Annotated in this window: 17 protein-coding genes and 1 pseudogene; 14 read left to right on the forward strand and 4 right to left on the reverse strand. The window is 70.9% G+C overall.

Annotation, left to right across the window (positions count from 1 at the left end):
* Nucleotides 1-146: 146 nt before the first annotated feature.
* Entirely contained in the window at nucleotides 147-1865 is a 1719-nt protein-coding gene (locus KN815_RS29850; RefSeq protein ID WP_216345005.1) for a phospho-sugar mutase, read from the forward strand.
* 57 nt (nucleotides 1866-1922) lie between these two features.
* Here the strand turns inward: KN815_RS29850 and KN815_RS29855 are convergent, their stop codons facing one another.
* A complete protein-coding gene (locus KN815_RS29855; protein ID WP_216344991.1) occupies nucleotides 1923-2597 on the reverse strand; it encodes a PH domain-containing protein in 675 nt (224 codons plus the stop codon).
* Nucleotides 2598-2722: 125 nt separating this feature from the next.
* On the opposite strand from KN815_RS29855, the gene deoC reads away from it, so the two are divergent.
* The 7 genes and pseudogenes from deoC to KN815_RS29890 all read left to right on the forward strand — a co-directional run bounded on the left by deoC (nucleotide 2723) and on the right by KN815_RS29890 (nucleotide 10090).
* Nucleotides 2723-3718, forward strand: coding sequence for a deoxyribose-phosphate aldolase (gene deoC / locus KN815_RS29860; RefSeq protein WP_216345006.1), 996 nt, complete (start codon nucleotides 2723-2725; stop codon nucleotides 3716-3718).
* Nucleotides 3719-3724: 6 nt separating this feature from the next.
* Entirely contained in the window at nucleotides 3725-5236 is a 1512-nt protein-coding gene (locus KN815_RS29865) for an aldehyde dehydrogenase family protein (RefSeq protein WP_253209323.1), read from the forward strand.
* Complete coding sequence (locus tag KN815_RS29870) at nucleotides 5233-6099, forward strand: aldehyde dehydrogenase family protein (RefSeq protein ID WP_216344992.1); 867 nt, start codon at nucleotides 5233-5235, stop codon at nucleotides 6097-6099. The genes KN815_RS29865 and KN815_RS29870 overlap by 4 nt, the downstream gene beginning before the upstream one ends.
* Before the next feature lie 138 nt (nucleotides 6100-6237).
* Nucleotides 6238-7262: pseudogene (locus KN815_RS29875) on the forward strand (amidohydrolase family protein).
* 73 nt (nucleotides 7263-7335) lie between these two features.
* A complete protein-coding gene (locus KN815_RS29880; RefSeq protein ID WP_216344993.1) occupies nucleotides 7336-7902 on the forward strand; it encodes an amidohydrolase family protein in 567 nt (188 codons plus the stop codon).
* A gap of 78 nt (nucleotides 7903-7980) precedes the next feature.
* Nucleotides 7981-9333 carry an MFS transporter gene (locus KN815_RS29885; protein ID WP_216344994.1) on the forward strand — a complete coding sequence of 451 codons (1353 nt, stop codon included), beginning with the start codon at nucleotides 7981-7983 and terminating at the stop codon, nucleotides 9331-9333.
* A 115-nt stretch (nucleotides 9334-9448) separates the two neighbouring features.
* Nucleotides 9449-10090, forward strand: a complete 642-nt coding sequence (locus KN815_RS29890) for an ATP-binding protein (RefSeq protein WP_216344995.1) — start codon at nucleotides 9449-9451, stop codon at nucleotides 10088-10090.
* Between the two features lie 181 nt (nucleotides 10091-10271).
* On the opposite strand, the gene KN815_RS29895 is transcribed toward KN815_RS29890, so the two are convergent.
* Nucleotides 10272-11054, reverse strand: coding sequence for a SigE family RNA polymerase sigma factor (locus tag KN815_RS29895; protein ID WP_216344996.1), 783 nt, complete (start codon nucleotides 11052-11054; stop codon nucleotides 10272-10274).
* A 198-nt stretch (nucleotides 11055-11252) separates the two neighbouring features.
* On the opposite strand from KN815_RS29895, the gene afsQ1 reads away from it, so the two are divergent.
* The 5 genes from afsQ1 (at nucleotide 11253) to KN815_RS29920 (ending at nucleotide 15280) form a co-directional block, all read left to right on the forward strand.
* Complete coding sequence (gene afsQ1 / locus KN815_RS29900) at nucleotides 11253-11930, forward strand: two-component system response regulator AfsQ1 (RefSeq protein ID WP_216344997.1); 678 nt, start codon at nucleotides 11253-11255, stop codon at nucleotides 11928-11930.
* A gap of 142 nt (nucleotides 11931-12072) precedes the next feature.
* Nucleotides 12073-13677, forward strand: a complete 1605-nt coding sequence (locus tag KN815_RS29905; RefSeq protein WP_253209324.1) for an ATP-binding protein — start codon at nucleotides 12073-12075, stop codon at nucleotides 13675-13677.
* Nucleotides 13674-14288, forward strand: a complete 615-nt coding sequence (locus KN815_RS29910; protein ID WP_216344999.1) for a hypothetical protein — start codon at nucleotides 13674-13676, stop codon at nucleotides 14286-14288. The genes KN815_RS29905 and KN815_RS29910 overlap by 4 nt, the downstream gene beginning before the upstream one ends.
* Before the next feature lie 145 nt (nucleotides 14289-14433).
* Entirely contained in the window at nucleotides 14434-15015 is a 582-nt protein-coding gene (locus tag KN815_RS29915; protein WP_216345000.1) for a VanZ family protein, read from the forward strand.
* Between the two features lie 61 nt (nucleotides 15016-15076).
* Nucleotides 15077-15280, forward strand: a complete 204-nt coding sequence (locus KN815_RS29920) for a PspC domain-containing protein (RefSeq protein ID WP_216345001.1) — start codon at nucleotides 15077-15079, stop codon at nucleotides 15278-15280.
* Nucleotides 15281-15403: 123 nt separating this feature from the next.
* Here KN815_RS29920 and KN815_RS29925 read toward each other — a convergent pair whose 3' ends face one another.
* Nucleotides 15404-15661, reverse strand: coding sequence for an ATP-binding protein (locus KN815_RS29925; protein ID WP_216345002.1), 258 nt, complete (start codon nucleotides 15659-15661; stop codon nucleotides 15404-15406).
* 124 nt (nucleotides 15662-15785) lie between these two features.
* Complete coding sequence (locus KN815_RS29930; RefSeq protein ID WP_216345003.1) at nucleotides 15786-16952, reverse strand: adenosine deaminase; 1167 nt, start codon at nucleotides 16950-16952, stop codon at nucleotides 15786-15788.
* Nucleotides 16953-17055: 103 nt separating this feature from the next.
* Between KN815_RS29930 and KN815_RS29935 the strand changes: the two genes are divergently transcribed.
* Entirely contained in the window at nucleotides 17056-17820 is a 765-nt protein-coding gene (locus KN815_RS29935; RefSeq protein WP_216345004.1) for an alpha/beta hydrolase, read from the forward strand.
* Nucleotides 17821-17886 lie beyond the last annotated feature (66 nt).

The following is a 17886-nucleotide window of genomic DNA, read 5'->3' on the forward strand; positions in this document are numbered from 1 at the left end:
GCACCCACCACGAACAGCAGGCGCACCACCCACGCACCCGCACCCGCACCCGCACCCAGCGGAACGCGCACCCAGCGGAACCCGCACCCGTAAGCCAGCCCCGCACCCACCCAACCGACCACCACACCACCCCCCAGGAGGCCCCCATGGCCACGGAGCCCGATCTCATCGCACAGGCCCGCGCATGGCTCGCCGAGGATCCCGATCCCGAGACTCGCGACGAGCTCAGCACGCTGCTCCAGGCCAGCGAGGCCAGCGGGGACGGCGCGAAGGACGCGGAGGACGCGTTCGACGAGATCGCCGATCGGTTCTCGGGCATGTTGCAGTTCGGTACCGCAGGTCTCCGGGGTGAGCTCGGCGCCGGGCCCATGCGGATGAACCGCGCGGTCGTCATCCGGGCCGCCGCCGGGCTCGCCGCCTACCTGCGGGGCAAGGGGCATGCGCAGGGGCTCGTCGTCATCGGTTACGACGCGCGCTACAAAAGTGCCGACTTCGCGCGCGACACCGCCGCCGTCATGACCGGCGCGGGCTTCCGCGCGGCCGTGCTTCCGCGGCCGCTCCCCACGCCCGTCCTCGCCTTCGCCATCCGTCACCTCGGTGCAGTCGCCGGTATCGAGGTCACCGCGAGCCACAACCCGCCCCGCGACAACGGCTACAAGGTCTACCTCGGCGACGGCTCCCAGATCGTGCCGCCCGCCGACGCCGAGATCGCCGCCGAGATCGCCGCCATCCGCAGCCTGAACGACGTGCCCCGCCCCGACAGCGGCTGGGAGACGTTGAACGACGACGTCCTCGACGCGTATCTGGCCCGTACGGACGCCGTGCTCACGCCGGGTTCGCCCCGCAACGCCCGCGTCGTCTACACCCCGCTGCACGGCGTCGGCCGCGAGACGCTCGTCGCGGCCTTCGCGCGGGCCGGTTTCCCGGCGCCCGCGGTCGTCCCCGAGCAGGCCGAGCCCGACCCGGCGTTCCCCACGGTCGCGTTCCCGAACCCGGAGGAGCCGGGGGCGATGGACCTGGCCTTCGCGACGGCCCGCAAGGTCGCGCCGGACATCATCATCGCCAACGACCCGGACGCCGACCGCTGCGCCGTCGCCGTGCCCACGATCACGAACCCCACGGCCCCCACGGACGCCGCAGGCTGGCGGATGCTGCGCGGCGACGAGGTCGGCGCGCTGCTCGCCACGCACCTCGTCCACAAGCGCGCCCGTGGCTCGTTCGCGACCACGATCGTCTCCTCGTCGCTGCTGTCCCGGATCGCGGCGGACGCCGGGCTCCCGTATGCCGAGACGCTGACCGGTTTCAAGTGGCTGGCCCGGGTGGACGGGCTGCGCTACGCGTACGAGGAGGCGCTCGGCTACTGCGTGGACCCGGCGGGCGTACGCGACAAGGACGGCATCACGGCCGCGCTGATGGTCGCCGAGCTGACGTCCGAGCTGAAGGAGCAGGGCCGTACCGTCACCGACCTGCTGGACGACATCGCGGTCGCCCACGGCCTGCACGCCACCGACCAACTGTCCGTCCGCGTCACGGACCTCTCCCTGATCGGCACCGCGATGAAGCGGCTGCGCGAACAGCCGCCCACCGAGCTCGCGGGGCTCGCCGTGACCTCGGCGGAGGATCTGTCACGGGGTACGGAGACGCTGCCCCCGACGGACGGGCTGCGCTACCAGCTCGCCGGGAAGGAGAGCGTCCGGTCCGCCCGCGTGATCGTCCGGCCCAGCGGCACCGAGCCGAAGCTGAAGTGCTACCTGGAGGTGGTGGTGGACGTGCAGGGGCCGGTCGCCCTGGTCCCGGCCCGGGCCACGGCGGACAGCGTGCTGGCCGCGCTCAAGAAGGATCTTTCGGCGGCAGCGGGAATCTGATCGGCGGCGCCGTCCGCGCTCCGGACCCGCCCGGGACCCGCTCCGGACGCCCGGCGCTCAGCCGATCGCCAGCATGATGATCAGCAGCACCGCACCCGCCAGCGTCGGCGCGATGACCTCGAACGCCCACCGGACCTCGGGCGCCCCCTGGGCGCCATCCCGTTGGGCGTTCAGCTCCGCCATTTCGCGCAGGTCGCCGATGGCCGCGTCGGAGGGGGCCCGTCGGTCCTCCCCAGCCTTGTCCGCCGACACATGGGCCGACGTACGGTGGAAGGGGTCCTCGGAGGCCGCCCTCGTCTGCTGCCTCGCGGCCCGCTTGCGCTGTCGCAGCGAGACCGGGATCGCCCAGAGCTGGTACTTCGCCCCGCCCGCCAGCACCTCGCTGGTGTATCCGGCGCGCAGGCCCTCGACCGAGGCCCAGGGCAGGGTGACCGTACGGAAGGGGTTGCGGACGAGCAGCCGGTCCTGGCCCGCGTACACCGCCGGGCGCACCGTGAAGGCGATCACCACCGGCACCGCGAACAGCAGTCCGGCCAGCGCCAGCCACGGCGTCCGCCCCTCGCCCCGGATCATCGCGTCGATGCCCAGCCAGCCGCTGAGCGCGAGCAGCAGCACCCCGGCTCCGATGCCGCTCGGGGAGCGGTAGACCCGGTCCGAGAAGGTCTCGGGCACCGAGGAAGGCACCGAGGAGGATGCGGCGGGGGCGGAGGAGTCGTCGTCCGGGCTCGTCATGCGCCCGATTGTGCACCACACTTCCGGTACGGGGGACGCCCAGGGATCGCTCACCCCGGCCGCCAGGGAATCCGGGGGCGGGGGTGACATCCGACTACGCGCGTAGATATGCTCGTCTGGTGACCATGCCCACCACAGTTCCCGCATACGGCAAAGAGGCCGCGGAGCGACTCGCGTCGATGGCGGACGTGACCGCCGACGACCGCGCCCTGCGCCGCTTCCTGCACGGCCTGCCGGGCGTCGACGCGGTCGGCCTCCAGGCCCGTGCCGCGACCCTCGGCACCCGCTCGATCAAGACCACGGCGAAGGCGTACGCCATCGACCTGGCGATCTCGATGATCGACCTGACGACCCTGGAGGGTGCCGACACCCCGGGCAAGGTCCGGTCCCTGTGCGCCAAGGGGATCAACCCCGATCCCACCGACCGCACCGCCCCCCAGGTCGCGGCGATCTGCGTCTACGGCGACATGGTGGCCACCGCCAAGGAGGCCCTGAAGGGCAGCGGCATTCATGTGGCGGCCGTCGCCACCGCCTTCCCCTCCGGCCGGGCCGCGCTGCCGGTCAAGCTGGCCGACACCCGGGACGCGGTGGCCGCCGGGGCGGACGAGATCGACATGGTGATCGACCGCGGCGCCTTCCTCTCCGGCCGCTACCTCGGGGTCTTCGAGGAGATCCGGCAGGTGAAGGACGCCTGCGTACGCGAGGACGGCACCGCCGCCCACCTCAAGGTCATCTTCGAGACCGGTGAGCTCCAGACGTACGACAACGTCCGCCGCGCCTCCTGGCTGGCGATGCTCGCGGGCGCGGACTTCATCAAGACCTCCACCGGCAAGGTGGCCGTCAACGCGACCCCGCCCGTCACCCTCGTCCTGCTGGAGGCGGTCCGCGACTTCCGCGCCGCGGTCGGCGTCCAGGTGGGCGTGAAGCCCGCGGGCGGCATCCGCACCTCCAAGGACGCGATCAAGTACCTGGTGATGGTCAACGAGACGCTGGGCGGCGAGTGGCTCTCCCCGGATTGGTTCCGCTTCGGCGCCTCCAGCCTCCTCAACGACCTGCTGATGCAGCGCCAGAAGCTGAGCACCGGCCGGTACTCCGGTCCCGACTACGTGACGGTGGACTGATACGCCATGCCCGTTTTCGAGTACGCACCGGCGCCGGAGTCCCGCGCGGTCGTCGACATCGCCCCGTCCTACGGCCTGTTCATCGACGGGGAGTTCGGCGAGGCGGGCGACGGCAAGGTCTTCAAGACCCTCTCCCCCTCCTCCGAGGAGGTCCTCTCCGAGGTCGCCCAGGCCGGCGCCGAGGACGTGGACCGCGCCGTCAAGGCCGCCCGTAAGGCGTTCACGACCTGGTCCGCGCTCCCCGGCTCCGAGCGCGCCAAGTACCTCTTCCGGATCGCGCGCATCATCCAGGAGCGCTCCCGCGAACTGGCCGTCCTGGAGTCGCTGGACAACGGAAAGCCGATCCGCGAGTCGCGCGACTCCGATCTGCCCCTGGTCGCCGCCCACTTCTTCTACTACGCGGGCTGGGCCGACAAGCTCGCGTACGCGGGCTATGGACAGGATCCGAAGCCCCTGGGCGTCGCCGGCCAGATCATCCCCTGGAACTTCCCGCTGCTGATGCTGGCCTGGAAGATCGCCCCGGCCCTCGCCACCGGCAATACGGTCGTCCTCAAGCCGGCCGAGACGACGCCCCTGAGCGCCCTGTTCTTCGCGGACATCTGCCGCCAGGCGGGCCTGCCCAAGGGCGTGGTGAACATCATCACCGGCGACGGCTCGACCGGCGCCGAGCTGGTCGCCCACCCCGGGATCGACAAGGTGGCCTTCACCGGCTCCACCGAGGTCGGCAAGGCCATCGCCCGTACGGTGGCCGGGACGAAGAAGAAGGTCACCCTCGAACTCGGCGGCAAGGCCGCCAACATCGTCTTCGACGACGCCCCCATCGACCAGGCGGTCGAGGGCATCGTCGGCGGCATCTTCTTCAACCAGGGCCATGTCTGCTGCGCGGGCTCCCGCCTGCTGGTCCAGGAGTCCGTCCAGGACGAGCTGCTCGACGCGCTCAAGCGCCGGATGAGCACCCTGCGGGTGGGCGACCCGCTGGACAAGAACACCGACATCGGCGCCATCAACTCCGCCGAGCAGTTGGCCCGGATCCGCGCGCTGGCCGACGCGGGCGAGGCCGAGGGCGCCGAGCGCTGGGCCCCGCAGTGCGAACTGCCCAGCTCCGGCTACTGGTTCGCGCCCACCCTCTTCACCGGCGTCACCCAGGCCCACCGGATCGCCCGCGAGGAGATCTTCGGCCCGGTGCTGTCGGTGCTCACCTTCCGCACCCCCGAAGAGGCCGTGGCCAAGGCGAACAACACGCCGTACGGACTGTCGGCGGGCATCTGGACGGAGAAGGGTTCGCGCATCCTGTGGATGGCGAACAAGCTCCGGGCGGGCGTGGTGTGGTCCAACACGTTCAACAAGTTCGACCCGGCCTCTCCGTTCGGCGGCTACAAGGAGTCGGGATACGGCCGCGAGGGCGGTCGGCACGGCCTGGAGGCATACCTCGCCGGAGCGGCCGAGCCGACGAGCGAGCGCAGGGGGTACCTCCCGCCGGAGGCAGGGGGACAGGGAGAAGGGGAGCACGACCGATGAAACAGCCTGAACGACTCTCGGTCCTGAAGACCTACAAGCTGTTCGTGGGCGGCAAGTTCCCACGCTCGGAGAGCGGGCGGGTGTACGAGGTGACCACCGCAAAGGGCCAGTGGCTCGCCAACGCCCCGCTGGCCTCCCGCAAGGACGCCCGGGACGCGGTCGTCGCCGCGCGCAAGGCGTTCGGCGGCTGGTCCGGGGCCACCGCGTACAACCGGGGCCAGATCCTCTACCGCGTCGCCGAGATGCTGGAGGGCCGCCGCGACCAGTTCGTCGCGGAGGTCACCGACGGTGAGGGGCTGAGCAAGGCCAAGGCCACCGCCCAGGTCGACGCCGCGATCGACCGCTGGGTCTGGTACGCGGGCTGGTCCGACAAGACGGCCCAGATCGCCGGATCCGCCAACCCGGTCGCCGGGCCGTACTTCAACCTCTCCTCCCCCGAGCCGACCGGTGTGGTCGCGCTGCTCGCGCCCCAGGAGTCGTCCTTCCTCGGCCTGGTCTCCGTGATCGCCCCCGCGATCGTCACGGGCAACACGGCCGTGGTGGTGGCGAGCCAGAAGTCCCCGCTGCCCGCCCTCTCCCTCGCCGAGGTGCTGGCCACCTCCGACCTCCCGGGCGGCGTGGTCAACATCCTCTCCGGCCGCACGGCGGAGATCTCCGCGCCCCTCGCCGCACACCAGGACGTCAACGCCATCGACCTCGCGGGCGCCGACGAGGCGCTCGCGAAGGAGCTGGAGATCGCGGCGGCGGACAACCTCAAGCGGGTCCTGCGTCCACAGGCTGTGGATTGGGTCGCCGACCCCGGCACGACCCGGCTGTTGGCCTTCCTGGAGACCAAGACCGTCTGGCATCCGATGGGCGCCTAGCCCGGAAGCTCTTCCGCCACCCGCCCCCGCGGCGCCCGTATCCCGGACCTCGCGGGGGCCTTTTTTCGTCGCACATATTGTCAACAATTTCATCGACAGTTAGGTTGCGAGGAACCGCACGCCAAGAAGGAACAGCGAATGATCATCGACTGCCATGGCCACTACACCACCGCGCCACCGGCGCTGGAGGCATGGCGCGGCCAGCAGATCAACGGACTCGCCGACCCCGCCGCCGCCCCCTCCCGCGCCGATCTCCGCATCGGCGACGACGAGCTGCGCCACAGCATCGAGCCGAACCAGCTCCGGCTGATGGACGAACGCGGCATCGATCTGACGGTCTTCTCGCCCCGGGCGTCCTTCATGGCCCACCACATCGGCGATCTCCACACCTCCACCGAGTGGGCGGCCCTCTGCAACGAGCTCTGCTTCCGCGTCAGCGCGCTCTACCCGGAGCGCTTCGCCCCCGCCGCGATGCTTCCGCAGTCGCCGGGCGTCGCCCGGCCACCTGTGTGCCCGAACTCGTCCGCTGCGTGGAGGAGTACGGGGCCGTGGCGGTCAACCTCAACCCCGATCCCTCGGGCGGCCACTGGACGGCCCCGCCGCTGACCGACCGCTCCTGGTACCCGGTCTACGAAAAGCTGGTGGAGTACGACATCCCGGCGATGGTGCATGTGAGCACCAGCGTCAACTCCGCCTTCCACACCACCGGGGCGCACTATCTCAACGCCGATACGACGGTGTTCATGCAGCTCGTGCAGGGCGATCTGTTCGCCGACTTCCCCACCCTGCGGCTGATCATCCCGCATGGCGGCGGCGCCGTTCCGTATCACTGGGGCCGGTTCCGCGGTCTGGCGATGGCCCTCGGCAAACCTCCCCTGGAGGAGCACGTCCTGGGCAATGTCTTCTTCGACACCTGCGTCTATCATCAGCCCGGCATCGATCTCCTCCTCGACGTCATCCCGGCCCGGAACATCCTCTTCGCCTCGGAGATGATCGGCGCCGTCCGCGATGTCGACCCCCGGACGGGCCGGCACTTCGACGACACCCGCCGCTACACGGAGGCCGCCGGGCTCTCCGCGGCCGATCTGACCGGCATCTACGAACATAACGCCCGTACCGTCTACCCTCGCCTGGACGCTCTGCTGATAGGGCAGGACCGCTGATGGCTACCGCCCGGTCCGCGATCTGGTTCGCGAGGACGACCGCAGGGCCGCTCACTCGCCCGGAGGAGCCCTCATGAGCACGCTCTCCCCCAAGACTCCCGGCTGGCTGGACTGGCACCCCGACCCGTCCCGGCCCGCCTTCGCCCTGCCGCCGGGCACCGTCGACACCCACTGCCATGTCTTCGGCCCGCAAGCCGCGTTCCCCTTCGCCCCCGAGCGCAAGTACACGCCCTGCGACGGCGGCAAGGACGACCTCTTCGCCCTCCGCGACCATCTCGGGGTCGGCCGCAATGTGATCGTCCAGGCGACCTGTCACGGCGCGGACAACAGCGCCATGGTCGACGCCGTCCAGGCGTCCGGCGGCCGGGCGCGCGGTATCGCGACCGTACGCCCGGATGTCACCGACGCGGAGCGGCATCCGTACACCGATGTGGTGCCCTTCGCCCGCCGGGTGATCGAGGAGTTCCCCGATCGGGTGCTGTGGGACACGGACTGGCCGCATCCCAACCTCACCGGCCATATGCCCGACGACGGACTGCTGGTCGACTACGTGCCCCAGGTGGCGGTCACCGCCGAGCAGCGGCGGAAGCTGCTGGTCGACAACCCCATGAGGCTCTACTGGCCCGGCGAAGGCACCTGACCCCCGCCCCCTCCCCGCCGCTTCCTCCCCACCCCTCCCCCCTCGCCCTCCTCCCCGCCTCTTCGACAAGGGCCGCCCATGCAGCACTCCAATGCGGTGAACCGGCTGAACAGACTCCCCATCTCCCGGTTTCACAAGATCACCTTGCTGGCCGTCTCCTTCGCCTACTTCTTCGAGTTCGCGGACATCAACACCTTCGCCACCACCGCTCCCCAGCTCATCGACCTCTGGGGCATCACGGTCGACCAGATCGCCTACGTCACCTCGCTGTCGTTCGTCGGCATGTTCATCGGCTCCGTGGTCGCGAGCACCCTCGCCGACCGCTGGGGCCGTAAGAAGGCGCTGGTCCACACCACGCTGTGTTTCGGGGTCTTCTCCCTGGCCTCGGCCTTCTCCTGGGATCTGGCCTCGCTGAGCGTGTTCCGGGTGCTGACCTCGGCCGGGCTGTCCGCGATGACCGTCGTGGCGGTGATCTACGTCAACGAGATGTATCCGGCCGCCGTACGCGGCAAGTTCCAGGCGTACGCCATCGTCATCGGCATCTGCGGCACCCCGGCCACCAACCTCATCGCCAGCGCCGTCGTACCGCTCAGCGACTGGTCATGGCGGCTGGTCTATCTCTGGGGCGCCCTCGGCATCCTCTTCGTCCTCTTCACCCGGCATCTGGAGGAGTCCCCCCGCTGGCACGAGAGCCGGGGCGAGTACGACGCGGCGGAGGCGATCCTCACCGGGATCGAGACCCGGGTCGCCGCCGAGAAGGGCCCGCTCCCCGAGCCCGCGCCGCCGATCGACGCGACCCGGCCCGCCAAGGCGTCGCCCCGCCTCCTGCTGCGGAATCGGTACCTCGGGCCGACCCTGCTGCTCACGGTCCTGTGGGTGACCCAGACCATCGGCTTCTTCGGCTACTCGAGCTGGGCGCCCACCCTGCTGGCCAAGGAGGGCTTCAGCGTCGAGAAGTCGGTCTTCTATGTGGCGCTCACCACCGTGGGCGCGCCGCTCGGCTCGTTCCTGGCCTCCCTGGTCACCGACCGGTTCGAGCGCAAATGGTGCCTGGTGGCCTTCGGCGCGGTGATCGCGCTGTGCGGTCTGCTGTACGGGCTGACCTTCAACCCGGTCCTGATCGTGGTCTTCGGCTTCCTCGTGAACCTCTTCGAGCGCGGCTACACGGCCCTGGGGTACGCCTACTCCCCCGAGCTGTTCGACACCCGTGGCCGCTCGCTGGGCACGGGCGTCTCCTACGGCCTCGGCCGTCTCTCCAACGCCGCCGGACCGCTGATCATCGCGGCCCTCTACCACCGCACCGGCTACCAGAGCGTCTTCTACTTCATCGCCGGCACCTGGCTCCTGGGCGCCCTCATCCTGGCCGTCTTCGGCCCCCGGACCCGCCCGGCCCGCACGGCGGCGGCGGAACGCCCGCGCGCGGTCGTCTGACGGGGCGGATGCGCTTGGGCGGCGACGCCGGGCGTTACGCCGTCGGTCACGCGGGGGTCACGCGGGGGTCACGCGGGGGTCACGCGGGCGAAAGGATGCGTCACACTGGTCTTCCGTGACCAGCCAACCGCCTTCCGCCCGTGTCGTCCTGCTCACCGGCCCCTCGGGCTCGGGTAAGTCCTCCCTCGCGGGCCGCACCGGGCTGCCCGTGCTCAACCTCGACGACTTCTACAAGGAGGGCTGCGACCCGACGCTCCCCCAGCTCGCCGACGGCGGGGGCGCCGACTGGGACTCGCCACACTCCTGGGACGCGGACGCGGCGGTCGCGGCGATCGAGGCGCTGTGCCGTACATCACGGACGGCCGTGCCGCTGTACGACATCGCCACCAGCTCCCGGGTCGGCGAGGAGGCGCTGGACATCGGGCGGGCGCCGCTGTTCATCGCCGAGGGGATCTTCGCCGCCGACATCATCGGGCGGTGTGCCGAACTCGGGGTGCTCGCGGACGCGCTCTGTCTGCGCGGCCGTCCGTCCACCACCTTCCGGCGCCGGCTGCTGCGCGATCTGCGGGAGGGCCGTAAGCCCCCGCACTATCTGCTGCGGCGCGGCTGGCGGCTGATGCGCGCGGAGCGCGGGATCGTGGCCCGGCAGACGGCGCTGGGCGCGTACGCGTGCGGCAAGGGCACGGCGATGGGCCGGATAGCGGCCGCGACGGCGGGAGGGCGGGTGCCCGCCTCCGGCGAGAAGGCGTCCGTGTAGCGAGCGGAGGCGTACAAAACGAAAAGGCGTGAGGCCGGACAATCCCCCTCGGATGTCCGGCCTCGCGCCTGTTTCCCCCGTGCTCCCCCGATTTCTCGTTCCCCTCCCGTTTTTCTTTGCTTCCCTCCCGTTTCCCCCGATTTCCCCCGGTTTCCCCCCGCCTTCGGTCGGCCGGCCGCCGTCAGGCGACCAGTTCGCCGAAGGACTCCTCCTCGTCACGGCCGAAGCTGAGGGTGTCGTCCTCGCGCAGCCGGCGCAGCGAGCGCCAGATGCTGCTTTTGACCGTTCCGACGCTGATGTTCAGAATGTCCGCGATTTCTGGATCCGTCCGGCCCTCGTAGTAGCGCAGCACCAGCATCGTGCGCTGCATCTCGGGCAGCCGGGCCAGGGCCTGCCACAGCACGGCGCGCAGCTCGGTGCCGCGCATCGCGTCATGGTCGCCCACCGTCTCCGGCAGCTCCTCCGTCGGGTACTCGTTGAGCTTGCGCCGACGCCAGGCGCTGATGTGCAGATTGGTCATGGTGCGGCGCAGATAGCCGCCGACCGCCGCCTTGTCGCTGATCCGGTCCCACGCCCGGTAGGTCGAGAACAGCGCGCTCTGGAGCAGGTCCTCGGCCTCGAAGCGGTCACCGGTCAGGTGGTAGGCGGTTGCGTACAGGGAGGCGCGGCGCTCCTGGACATAGGCGGTGAACTCCGCCTCCGACGCGGTGCGCCGCTCCCCCTCTGCCTCCCCGTACGAGCTTCCCCCGTGTCCCCCCGGTCCCCCGTTGTCCCCCCCGAGGCCGTGACCGGCCTCCTTCTCCCCCGTGATCGCGTCAATGGCCACCATGTAAGGAGGCCGCTGACGCCCGGCGCCGCGAGCGCACCCCCGCCCGCTCACGACACCGGACTTCTCATTGCCCCGGCCGGTGTCGTGGAGGCGCGTGCGAACTGCGCTGGTGTTCGTGAAGTGCAGTGTGCTCATTTTCGCGCCCCCCGTCGGTGGAGCCTGATCGGTCTGCTGGCTGCCCCGGCCGGTGGCGTTCCGCCCGGTGCACAGAAGACTCTGCCGGGTCAGTTTCATGGGGCTGTCTGTCGACTGTCACAGGCTCGTCACAGGCGATCGAGCCGATAAACCCCTGACGGTCGAACTACAGGCCCCTTGTAGGCCAGAATGACCAACGTGCCTTTCCTGTTGCTGATCGAGGACGACGACGCCATCCGCACGGCCCTCGAACTCTCTCTGTCCCGCCAGGGCCACCGTGTGGCGACCGCGGCGACGGGCGAGGACGGCCTGAAACTGCTGCGTGAGCAGCGGCCGGATCTGATCGTGCTGGATGTGATGCTGCCCGGGATCGACGGCTTCGAGGTGTGCCGCCGGATCCGCCGTACCGACCAGTTGCCGATCATCCTGCTGACCGCGCGCAGCGATGACATCGACGTCGTCGTCGGCCTGGAGTCGGGAGCCGACGACTATGTGGTCAAACCCGTCCAGGGCCGGGTGCTGGACGCCCGGATCCGCGCGGTGCTGCGGCGGGGCGAGCGGGAGGCCAATGACTCCGCGGCCTTCGGCAGTCTGCTGATCGACCGTGCGGCCATGACGGTCACCAAGAACGGCGAGGACCTCCAGCTCACCCCCACCGAGCTGCGGCTTCTGCTGGAGCTCAGCCGTCGGCCGGGGCAGGCGCTGTCCCGGCAGCAGTTGCTGCGGCTGGTCTGGGAGCACGACTATCTCGGCGACTCGCGGCTGGTGGACGCATGCGTACAGCGGCTGCGCGCGAAGGTGGAGGACGTCCCTTCGTCGCCGACGCTGATCCGTACGGTGCGCGGGGTCGGCTACCGGTTGGACACGCCACAGTGAGTCATACGGTGTGCCGCGTGCACGGGGGCGGAGACGTACGGAGCGGAGACGTACGGAATTGAGCGCAGTGAGCGACGAGCCCGGTCGGGCCCGGGGCTGGGCCGCGGGGCTCTTGCGGTGGTTCAGCCTCCGGCTGCGGCTGATGCTGGTCTTCGGCCTGGTGGCGCTGACCGCCGCCGTGTCCGCGTCGGCCATCGCGTACTGGCTGAACCGTGACGCGGTGCTGACCCGTACCCAGGACGCGGCGCTGGACGAGTTCCGTAAATCGCTGAAGGACGACACCGACCCGCTGCCCTCCGTCCCGACCTGTTCCGAATTGCGGGACGCCGCGGGTCGTATGGCGGACAACACCCAGAAGTACGAGGTGCTGCTGATCACCCGGACCCGGGACGCCGGAAGCTGCCCGGCCGCCTCGGACAAGAAGCTGTTCACCCTCGACGCGGTGCCCGCGTCCCTGCGGCGCGCGGTGGACCAGAAGCGCCCGGTGGCCAAGGGGAACACCGCCCCGTACCACCTCTACTGGCAGCGGATCACGCTGGACGGCACCCCGTATCTGGTCGGCGGGGCCAAGGTGAACGGCGGCGGGCCGACCGGCTACCTGCTCAAGTCCCTGGACACCGAGCGCCAGGATCTGAACTCGCTGGCCTGGTCGCTGGGGATCGCCACCGGGCTCGCGCTGATCGGCGCCGCGCTGCTGGCGCAGGCGGCCGCGGCCACGGTGCTGCGGCCGGTGCAGCGGCTCGGGGAGGCGGCGTACCGGCTGGGCGAGGGGCATCTGGACACCCGGCTACAGGTCTCGGGCTCCGATGAGCTGGCCAATCTCTCCCACACCTTCAACCGGGCCGCGGAGCGGCTCCAGAAGCGGGTGGCGGAGCTGTCCGCGCGGGAGGCGTCCAGCCGTCGCTTCGTCGCGGACATGTCGCATGAGCTGCGGACCCCGCTCACCGCGATCACGGCCGTCTCGGAGGTGCTGGAGGAGGAGGCCGATTCGCTCGACCCGATGATCGCTCCGGCGGTGCAGCTCGTGGTGAGCGAGACCCGGCGGCTGAACGACCTGGTGGAGAACCTGATGGAGGTGACCCGCTTCGACGCGGGCACGGCCCGGCTGGTGCTCGACGATGTCGATGTCGCCGACCAGGTGACGGCGTGCATCGACGCCCGTGCCTGGCTGGACGCGGTGGAGCTGGACGCGGCGCGCGGGATCGTGGCCCGGCTGGATCCGCGGCGGCTGGATGTGATCCTGGCGAATCTGATCGGGAACGCGCTCAAGCACGGCGGCTCGCCGGTGCGGGTCTCGGTGCGCACCGACGGCGATGCGCTGCTGATCAAGGTCCGGGACCATGGTCCGGGCATCCCCGAGGATGTGCTGCCGCATGTCTTCGACCGCTTCTACAAGGCGAGCGCGTCCCGCCCGCGCTCGGAGGGCAGCGGGCTCGGGCTGTCGATCGCGATGGAGAACGCGCATATCCACGGCGGCGACATCAGCGCCGCGAACTTCCCGGAGGGCGGGGCCGTCTTCACCCTGCGGCTGCCGATGGACGCCTCCCGGATCGCCTCCGACGAGGCCGAGGACGAGCTCGGTGATCGCGGCGATCCCGACGATCCCGACCGCGAGGGCGCCGCCGAGGGCGGGCGCGACGCCGACGGCAGGGCCAGCGGCAAGCGCAAGGGCAGGACCTGGGGCAGCAAGGGCAAGGGCGGGAATGCGGCCAGGGGTACGGGCCGGAACCAGGAGGGCAGGCCATGAGCGCGCGGTGGAGCCGGTCGGCCGCTCTTGTGCTGGCCGGCGCGGTCGCACTGCTGGCGTCCGGCTGCGGGATACGCGGCACCTCGGTGCCGGTGGACGCCGGGGCCGCGCCCTCGCGGGCGTCCTGCCGGGCGCCGGAGTCGGAGCGGGCCGCCGAGGGGTCGAGCCGGGTCTCCGTACGGATCTATCTGCTGTGCTCCTCGCGGATCCTGTCGGTGAGCCGGACGACCCGGGTGGGCGACGAGAAGACGTCCCGGGAGCCGGTGCGGATAGCCCAGGCGCTGCTGGAGCAGTTGCGGCTGCCGCCGACGGCGGCCGAGGCGGCGGCCGGGTTCACCACGGCGGTCGAGGACTGGGTGGAGATCTCCGGTCCGGCCAAGGACGATCCGGACAGCGCGCTGCGGCTGAACCGGCCGCCGGAGGAGATCCAGTCCCTGGGGCTCGCGCAGATCGTCTGCACTCTCGCGGACACCACGGTGGCCGGGGATGACGGCAAGGTGGTGCTCGGCGGGCCGGACAGCCAGCGGGATCCGCTCAAGGCGTACCAGTGCACCGAGGAGATGCGCCGCAACCCCATGATCGCGGTCAACTCGGGGGTGCTGGTCTCCTGATTCGCCACGGCGGTCGCTCCGGGGTCCTCGTCTTCTGATTCGTCACCTGCTGGTACCGGCTCGTCTCAGGTCGGCGACTTGTCGGTAACAAGGTGCTGACCAGCGGGGCGCGGGCGGAACCGCGACCCCCGCGGGCGGCGTCCTGATGTGCGTGCAGGGTCCCTTCGGCCGCAGGGCCGCCTTTCGCTACCGCGTCGCGGGCTTCGTCCTCCTCGTCGCACATCTCGCGTTCGTCTGCTGGCTGACCCTGCGACCGATCAACGTGCCCTGGGTGTCCGCCGCGACCCTCGAACCCCTGGCCACCATCCGCGCCGATCTGGCGCTCAGCCCCTGGGCGGCCGCCCGGTCCATCGGAGGCGGGCTGTTGCTGCTCGCGCCGCTGGGGGTGCTGCTGCCGCTGGCCGGGGGCCGAGTGGCGGCCTATCCGCTGGCCTCGCTGGCCCGTACGGCCTTCAGCGGGGCGATCGCGGCCATGGGGGTGGCGCTGCTGCGCAGCGAGGTGACCGGGCAGATCATGAACGTGGACACGGTGCTGCTGAACACCGTCGGGGTCGCCCTCGCGCACATACTGGTGGTCCCCGCCGTCCGGACGTGGCTACGCCGTCGGGCCGACCGGGGCAGGGTCGCGCCCCTCCCCCGGGACGACGGCGCCCTGGCCCCGACCCCGACGATTCCCAGGGTCGGGATCGCACCGTGGAGCGACGTCTCCTCCGGCACGCGGACATAGCGTCGAGTCCATCGGGAACTTGGCTCTTCCCGAGCCCACTCGACACGGAGGAGTCTCCATCATGAGCGCACCACTGGTCCGCCCCCGCCACGAGAAGAAGATCGCCGGTGTCTGCGCGGGTCTCGCCCGGCGCTTCGGGACCACCCCGACGACGATGCGGGTGCTCTTCGTGGTCTCGTGTCTGCTGCCGGGGCCGCAGTGCCTGCTCTATCTCGCGCTGTGGTTCCTGCTTCCGGCGGAGGACACCTACCGCGAGGCGTGGTGACCCGGCTCGGCCGGTGTCGCGGCTCGGCGCCGTGACCCCGGCATAAGGCCGGTACGGCGCATACGGAACGGCCGGGCCGCACACCCCAGCGGGAGGTGCGGCCCGGCCGTGTGCCCAGGGGGATCAGCCCAGCTTGAGGAGGCTGCTGGTCGGCAGACCTTGCAGCGGGAGCTGCCCCAGCACGCCCTGGCCGGGCTTGGCCTGGGGGGCGGCGGGCTTTCCGGCGGGCTGGGCGGCGGGCTGCCCCGGGGCGGCGACACGGCCCGCGGAGCCGCCCGGGACCGGCGCACTGGGGGCCGCGGACGCGGCGCTGCCTCCGGTGATGACGGCGACGGCGCCGAGGGCAATGACACCGAGAGTCTTGAGCGTTCCCTGCTTCATCAGAAATCTGTCCTTGAGACGGGGGCTTGACCGATACGGAAACGTAGCCATGTATTTCGGCTGCCCGCAAACGCCGAAAACGGCCCTCGAAACCCCGCTCAGGTCATGATCCCAGTGCGCTCGGTCAACTTCCCTCGGACGCGGAGTCCCTGGTCACGGCCGACGCAGAGGCCACATTCCGGAACAGCCATTCGGACTTCAGCTCGGCGTATCCAGGCTTGATCACGTCACTGATCATCGCCAGACGTTCGCCAAAAGGAATGAAGGCCGATTTCATGGCATTGACCGTGAACCATTGCATGTCGTCGAGCGTGTAATGGAACGTTGATACAAGATGCTGGAATTCCGCGCTCATGCTCGTCCCGCTCATCAGACGATTATCCGTATTCACGGTCGCACGGAAATGCAGTCGGCGGAGCAGTCCGATGGGGTGCTCGGCGTAGGAACTGGCCGCGCCCGTCTGGAGGTTGGAGGTCGGGCACAGCTCCAGCGGGATGCGCTTGTCGCGGACGTAGGAGGCGAGGCGGCCGAGGGCGAGGGAGCCGTCGTCCGCGACCTTGATGTCGTCGATGATGCGGACGCCGTGGCCCAGCCGGTCGGCGCCGCACCACTGGAGCGCCTGCCAGATGGACGGCAGTCCGAACGCCTCGCCCGCGTGGATCGTGAAGTGGTTGTTCTCCCGCTTCAGATACTCGAAGGCGTCCAGGTGCCGGGTGGGCGGGAAGCCGGCCTCGGCGCCCGCGATGTCGAAGCCCACCACGCCCAAGTCGCGGTAGCGGTTGGCGAGTTCGGCGATCTCCAGGGCGCGGGCCGCGTGCCGCATCGCGGTCAGCAGGGCGCCCACCCGGATGCGGTGGCCGTTCTCCCAGGCCCGCCGCTCCCCTTCGCGGAAGCCCTCGTTGACCGCCTCGACGACCTCTTCCAGGGTCAGCCCGCCCTCCAGGTGCTGCTCGGGGGCGTAGCGGACCTCGGCGTAGACGACGCCGTCCTCGGCGAGGTCCTCGGCGCATTCGGCGGCGACCCTGACGAGCGCGTCGCGGGTCTGCATCACGCCGACGGTGTGGGAGAACGTCTCCAGATAGCGCTCCAGCGATCCGGAGTCCGCCGCCTCGCGGAACCAGACGCCCAGCTTGTCGGGCTCGTTCTCCGGCAGCGCGCCGTACCCCGTCTCCCTCGCGAGGTCGACGATCGTGCCGGGGCGCAGCCCGCCGTCGAGGTGGTCATGGAGCAGCACCTTGGGGGCGCGGCGGATCTGTTCGGGGGTGGGCTCGTGGCTGTGCTCGCTCGTCATCTGGGCACCATAGCCCCTACGCGCGTAGAACGTGAGGGATAGATACGGAACAGTGACCCGCACGGGTAGTGGAGTACACCAGTCCTTCTGCGATCGTGTCGCCATGGCTCAGCAAGCGTTGCCCGAGCGGGGCGCACGGCTGGGGCGGCCGATGGGCGCGGCCGCCGCGCAAAGGACCGTACACGGTGTGGTGCTGCTCCTCCCCGAGGGCGAACCCAACGGGACGAGACGGCCCTCCAGACTTACGGCGGCCGCCGCCCTGCCACTGGCCCGGCGGCTGGTCCGGGCGGGCCGGGAGGAGGGGCTGGCCGGTCATGTCGTCCACTACCGGCGCCGGGGCTGGAACGGGGCCGCCGCCGATCCCGCCGCCGACGCCGGGTGGGCCGTGGCGGAGGTGGTACGGCGCTACGGCGATGTGCCGGTCTGCCTCGCGGGCCACGGCATGGGCGGGCGCGCCGCCCTCCGCGCCGCCGGGCACCCGGCCGTCACCTCGGTGGTGGCGCTGGCGCCCTGGCTTCCGGCGCCGGACGAGGTGCTCGAACCCGAGCCGGTGAAGCAGTTGGTGGGACGGCAGGTGCTGATCGCCCACGGCACGAACGACGAGCGGTCCGACCCCGAGCTGTCCTACCGGCTGGCGGAGCGGGCGAAGAAGGCCAACCGCGATGTGTGCCGCTTCGAGGTGCACACCGACGGGCACGGGCTGCATCAGCACCGCTCCGAGGTGCAGGCGCTGGCCGTGGACTTCCTCCTCGGCTCCCTCTTCCACTCCGGCTTCTCCCGCCCGGTCGCCGACGCGCTGGCGGCTCCGCCGCCGCTGGGACTGCGGATGCCGCTGGCGGCGGGCTTCGGGGCGAATCTGCGCCGCTGAGCGCTTGGGTTGTGCGCGGGCGCCCGGCCCCCGGCCGTGCGGCTCCCGCGCCGCACGGACGGGGGC

Origin of the sequence: Streptomyces niphimycinicus (genome assembly GCF_018883605.1) — a bacterium.
Taxonomy (GTDB): Bacteria; Actinomycetota; Actinomycetes; order Streptomycetales; family Streptomycetaceae; genus Streptomyces; species Streptomyces niphimycinicus.

Excerpts from the sequence above, each read along its gene's own strand:
- KN815_RS29850 (WP_216345005.1), top strand. The coding sequence starts at position 147 with ATGGCCACGGAGCCCGATCTCATCGCACAGGCCCGCGCATGGCTCGCC.
- KN815_RS29855 (WP_216344991.1), bottom strand. The coding sequence starts at position 2,597 with ATGACGAGCCCGGACGACGACTCCTCCGCCCCCGCCGCATCCTCCTCG.
- deoC (WP_216345006.1), top strand. The coding sequence starts at position 2,723 with ATGCCCACCACAGTTCCCGCATACGGCAAAGAGGCCGCGGAGCGACTC.
- KN815_RS29865 (WP_253209323.1), top strand. The coding sequence starts at position 3,725 with ATGCCCGTTTTCGAGTACGCACCGGCGCCGGAGTCCCGCGCGGTCGTC.
- KN815_RS29870 (WP_216344992.1), top strand. The coding sequence starts at position 5,233 with ATGAAACAGCCTGAACGACTCTCGGTCCTGAAGACCTACAAGCTGTTC.
- KN815_RS29880 (WP_216344993.1), top strand. The coding sequence starts at position 7,336 with ATGAGCACGCTCTCCCCCAAGACTCCCGGCTGGCTGGACTGGCACCCC.
- KN815_RS29885 (WP_216344994.1), top strand. The coding sequence starts at position 7,981 with ATGCAGCACTCCAATGCGGTGAACCGGCTGAACAGACTCCCCATCTCC.
- KN815_RS29895 (WP_216344996.1), bottom strand. The coding sequence starts at position 11,054 with ATGAGCACACTGCACTTCACGAACACCAGCGCAGTTCGCACGCGCCTC.
- KN815_RS29905 (WP_253209324.1), top strand. The coding sequence starts at position 12,073 with ATGCTGGTCTTCGGCCTGGTGGCGCTGACCGCCGCCGTGTCCGCGTCG.
- KN815_RS29910 (WP_216344999.1), top strand. The coding sequence starts at position 13,674 with ATGAGCGCGCGGTGGAGCCGGTCGGCCGCTCTTGTGCTGGCCGGCGCG.
- KN815_RS29915 (WP_216345000.1), top strand. The coding sequence starts at position 14,434 with ATGTGCGTGCAGGGTCCCTTCGGCCGCAGGGCCGCCTTTCGCTACCGC.
- KN815_RS29920 (WP_216345001.1), top strand. The coding sequence starts at position 15,077 with ATGAGCGCACCACTGGTCCGCCCCCGCCACGAGAAGAAGATCGCCGGT.
- KN815_RS29925 (WP_216345002.1), bottom strand. The coding sequence starts at position 15,661 with ATGAAGCAGGGAACGCTCAAGACTCTCGGTGTCATTGCCCTCGGCGCC.
- KN815_RS29930 (WP_216345003.1), bottom strand. The coding sequence starts at position 16,952 with ATGACGAGCGAGCACAGCCACGAGCCCACCCCCGAACAGATCCGCCGC.
- KN815_RS29935 (WP_216345004.1), top strand. The coding sequence starts at position 17,056 with ATGGCTCAGCAAGCGTTGCCCGAGCGGGGCGCACGGCTGGGGCGGCCG.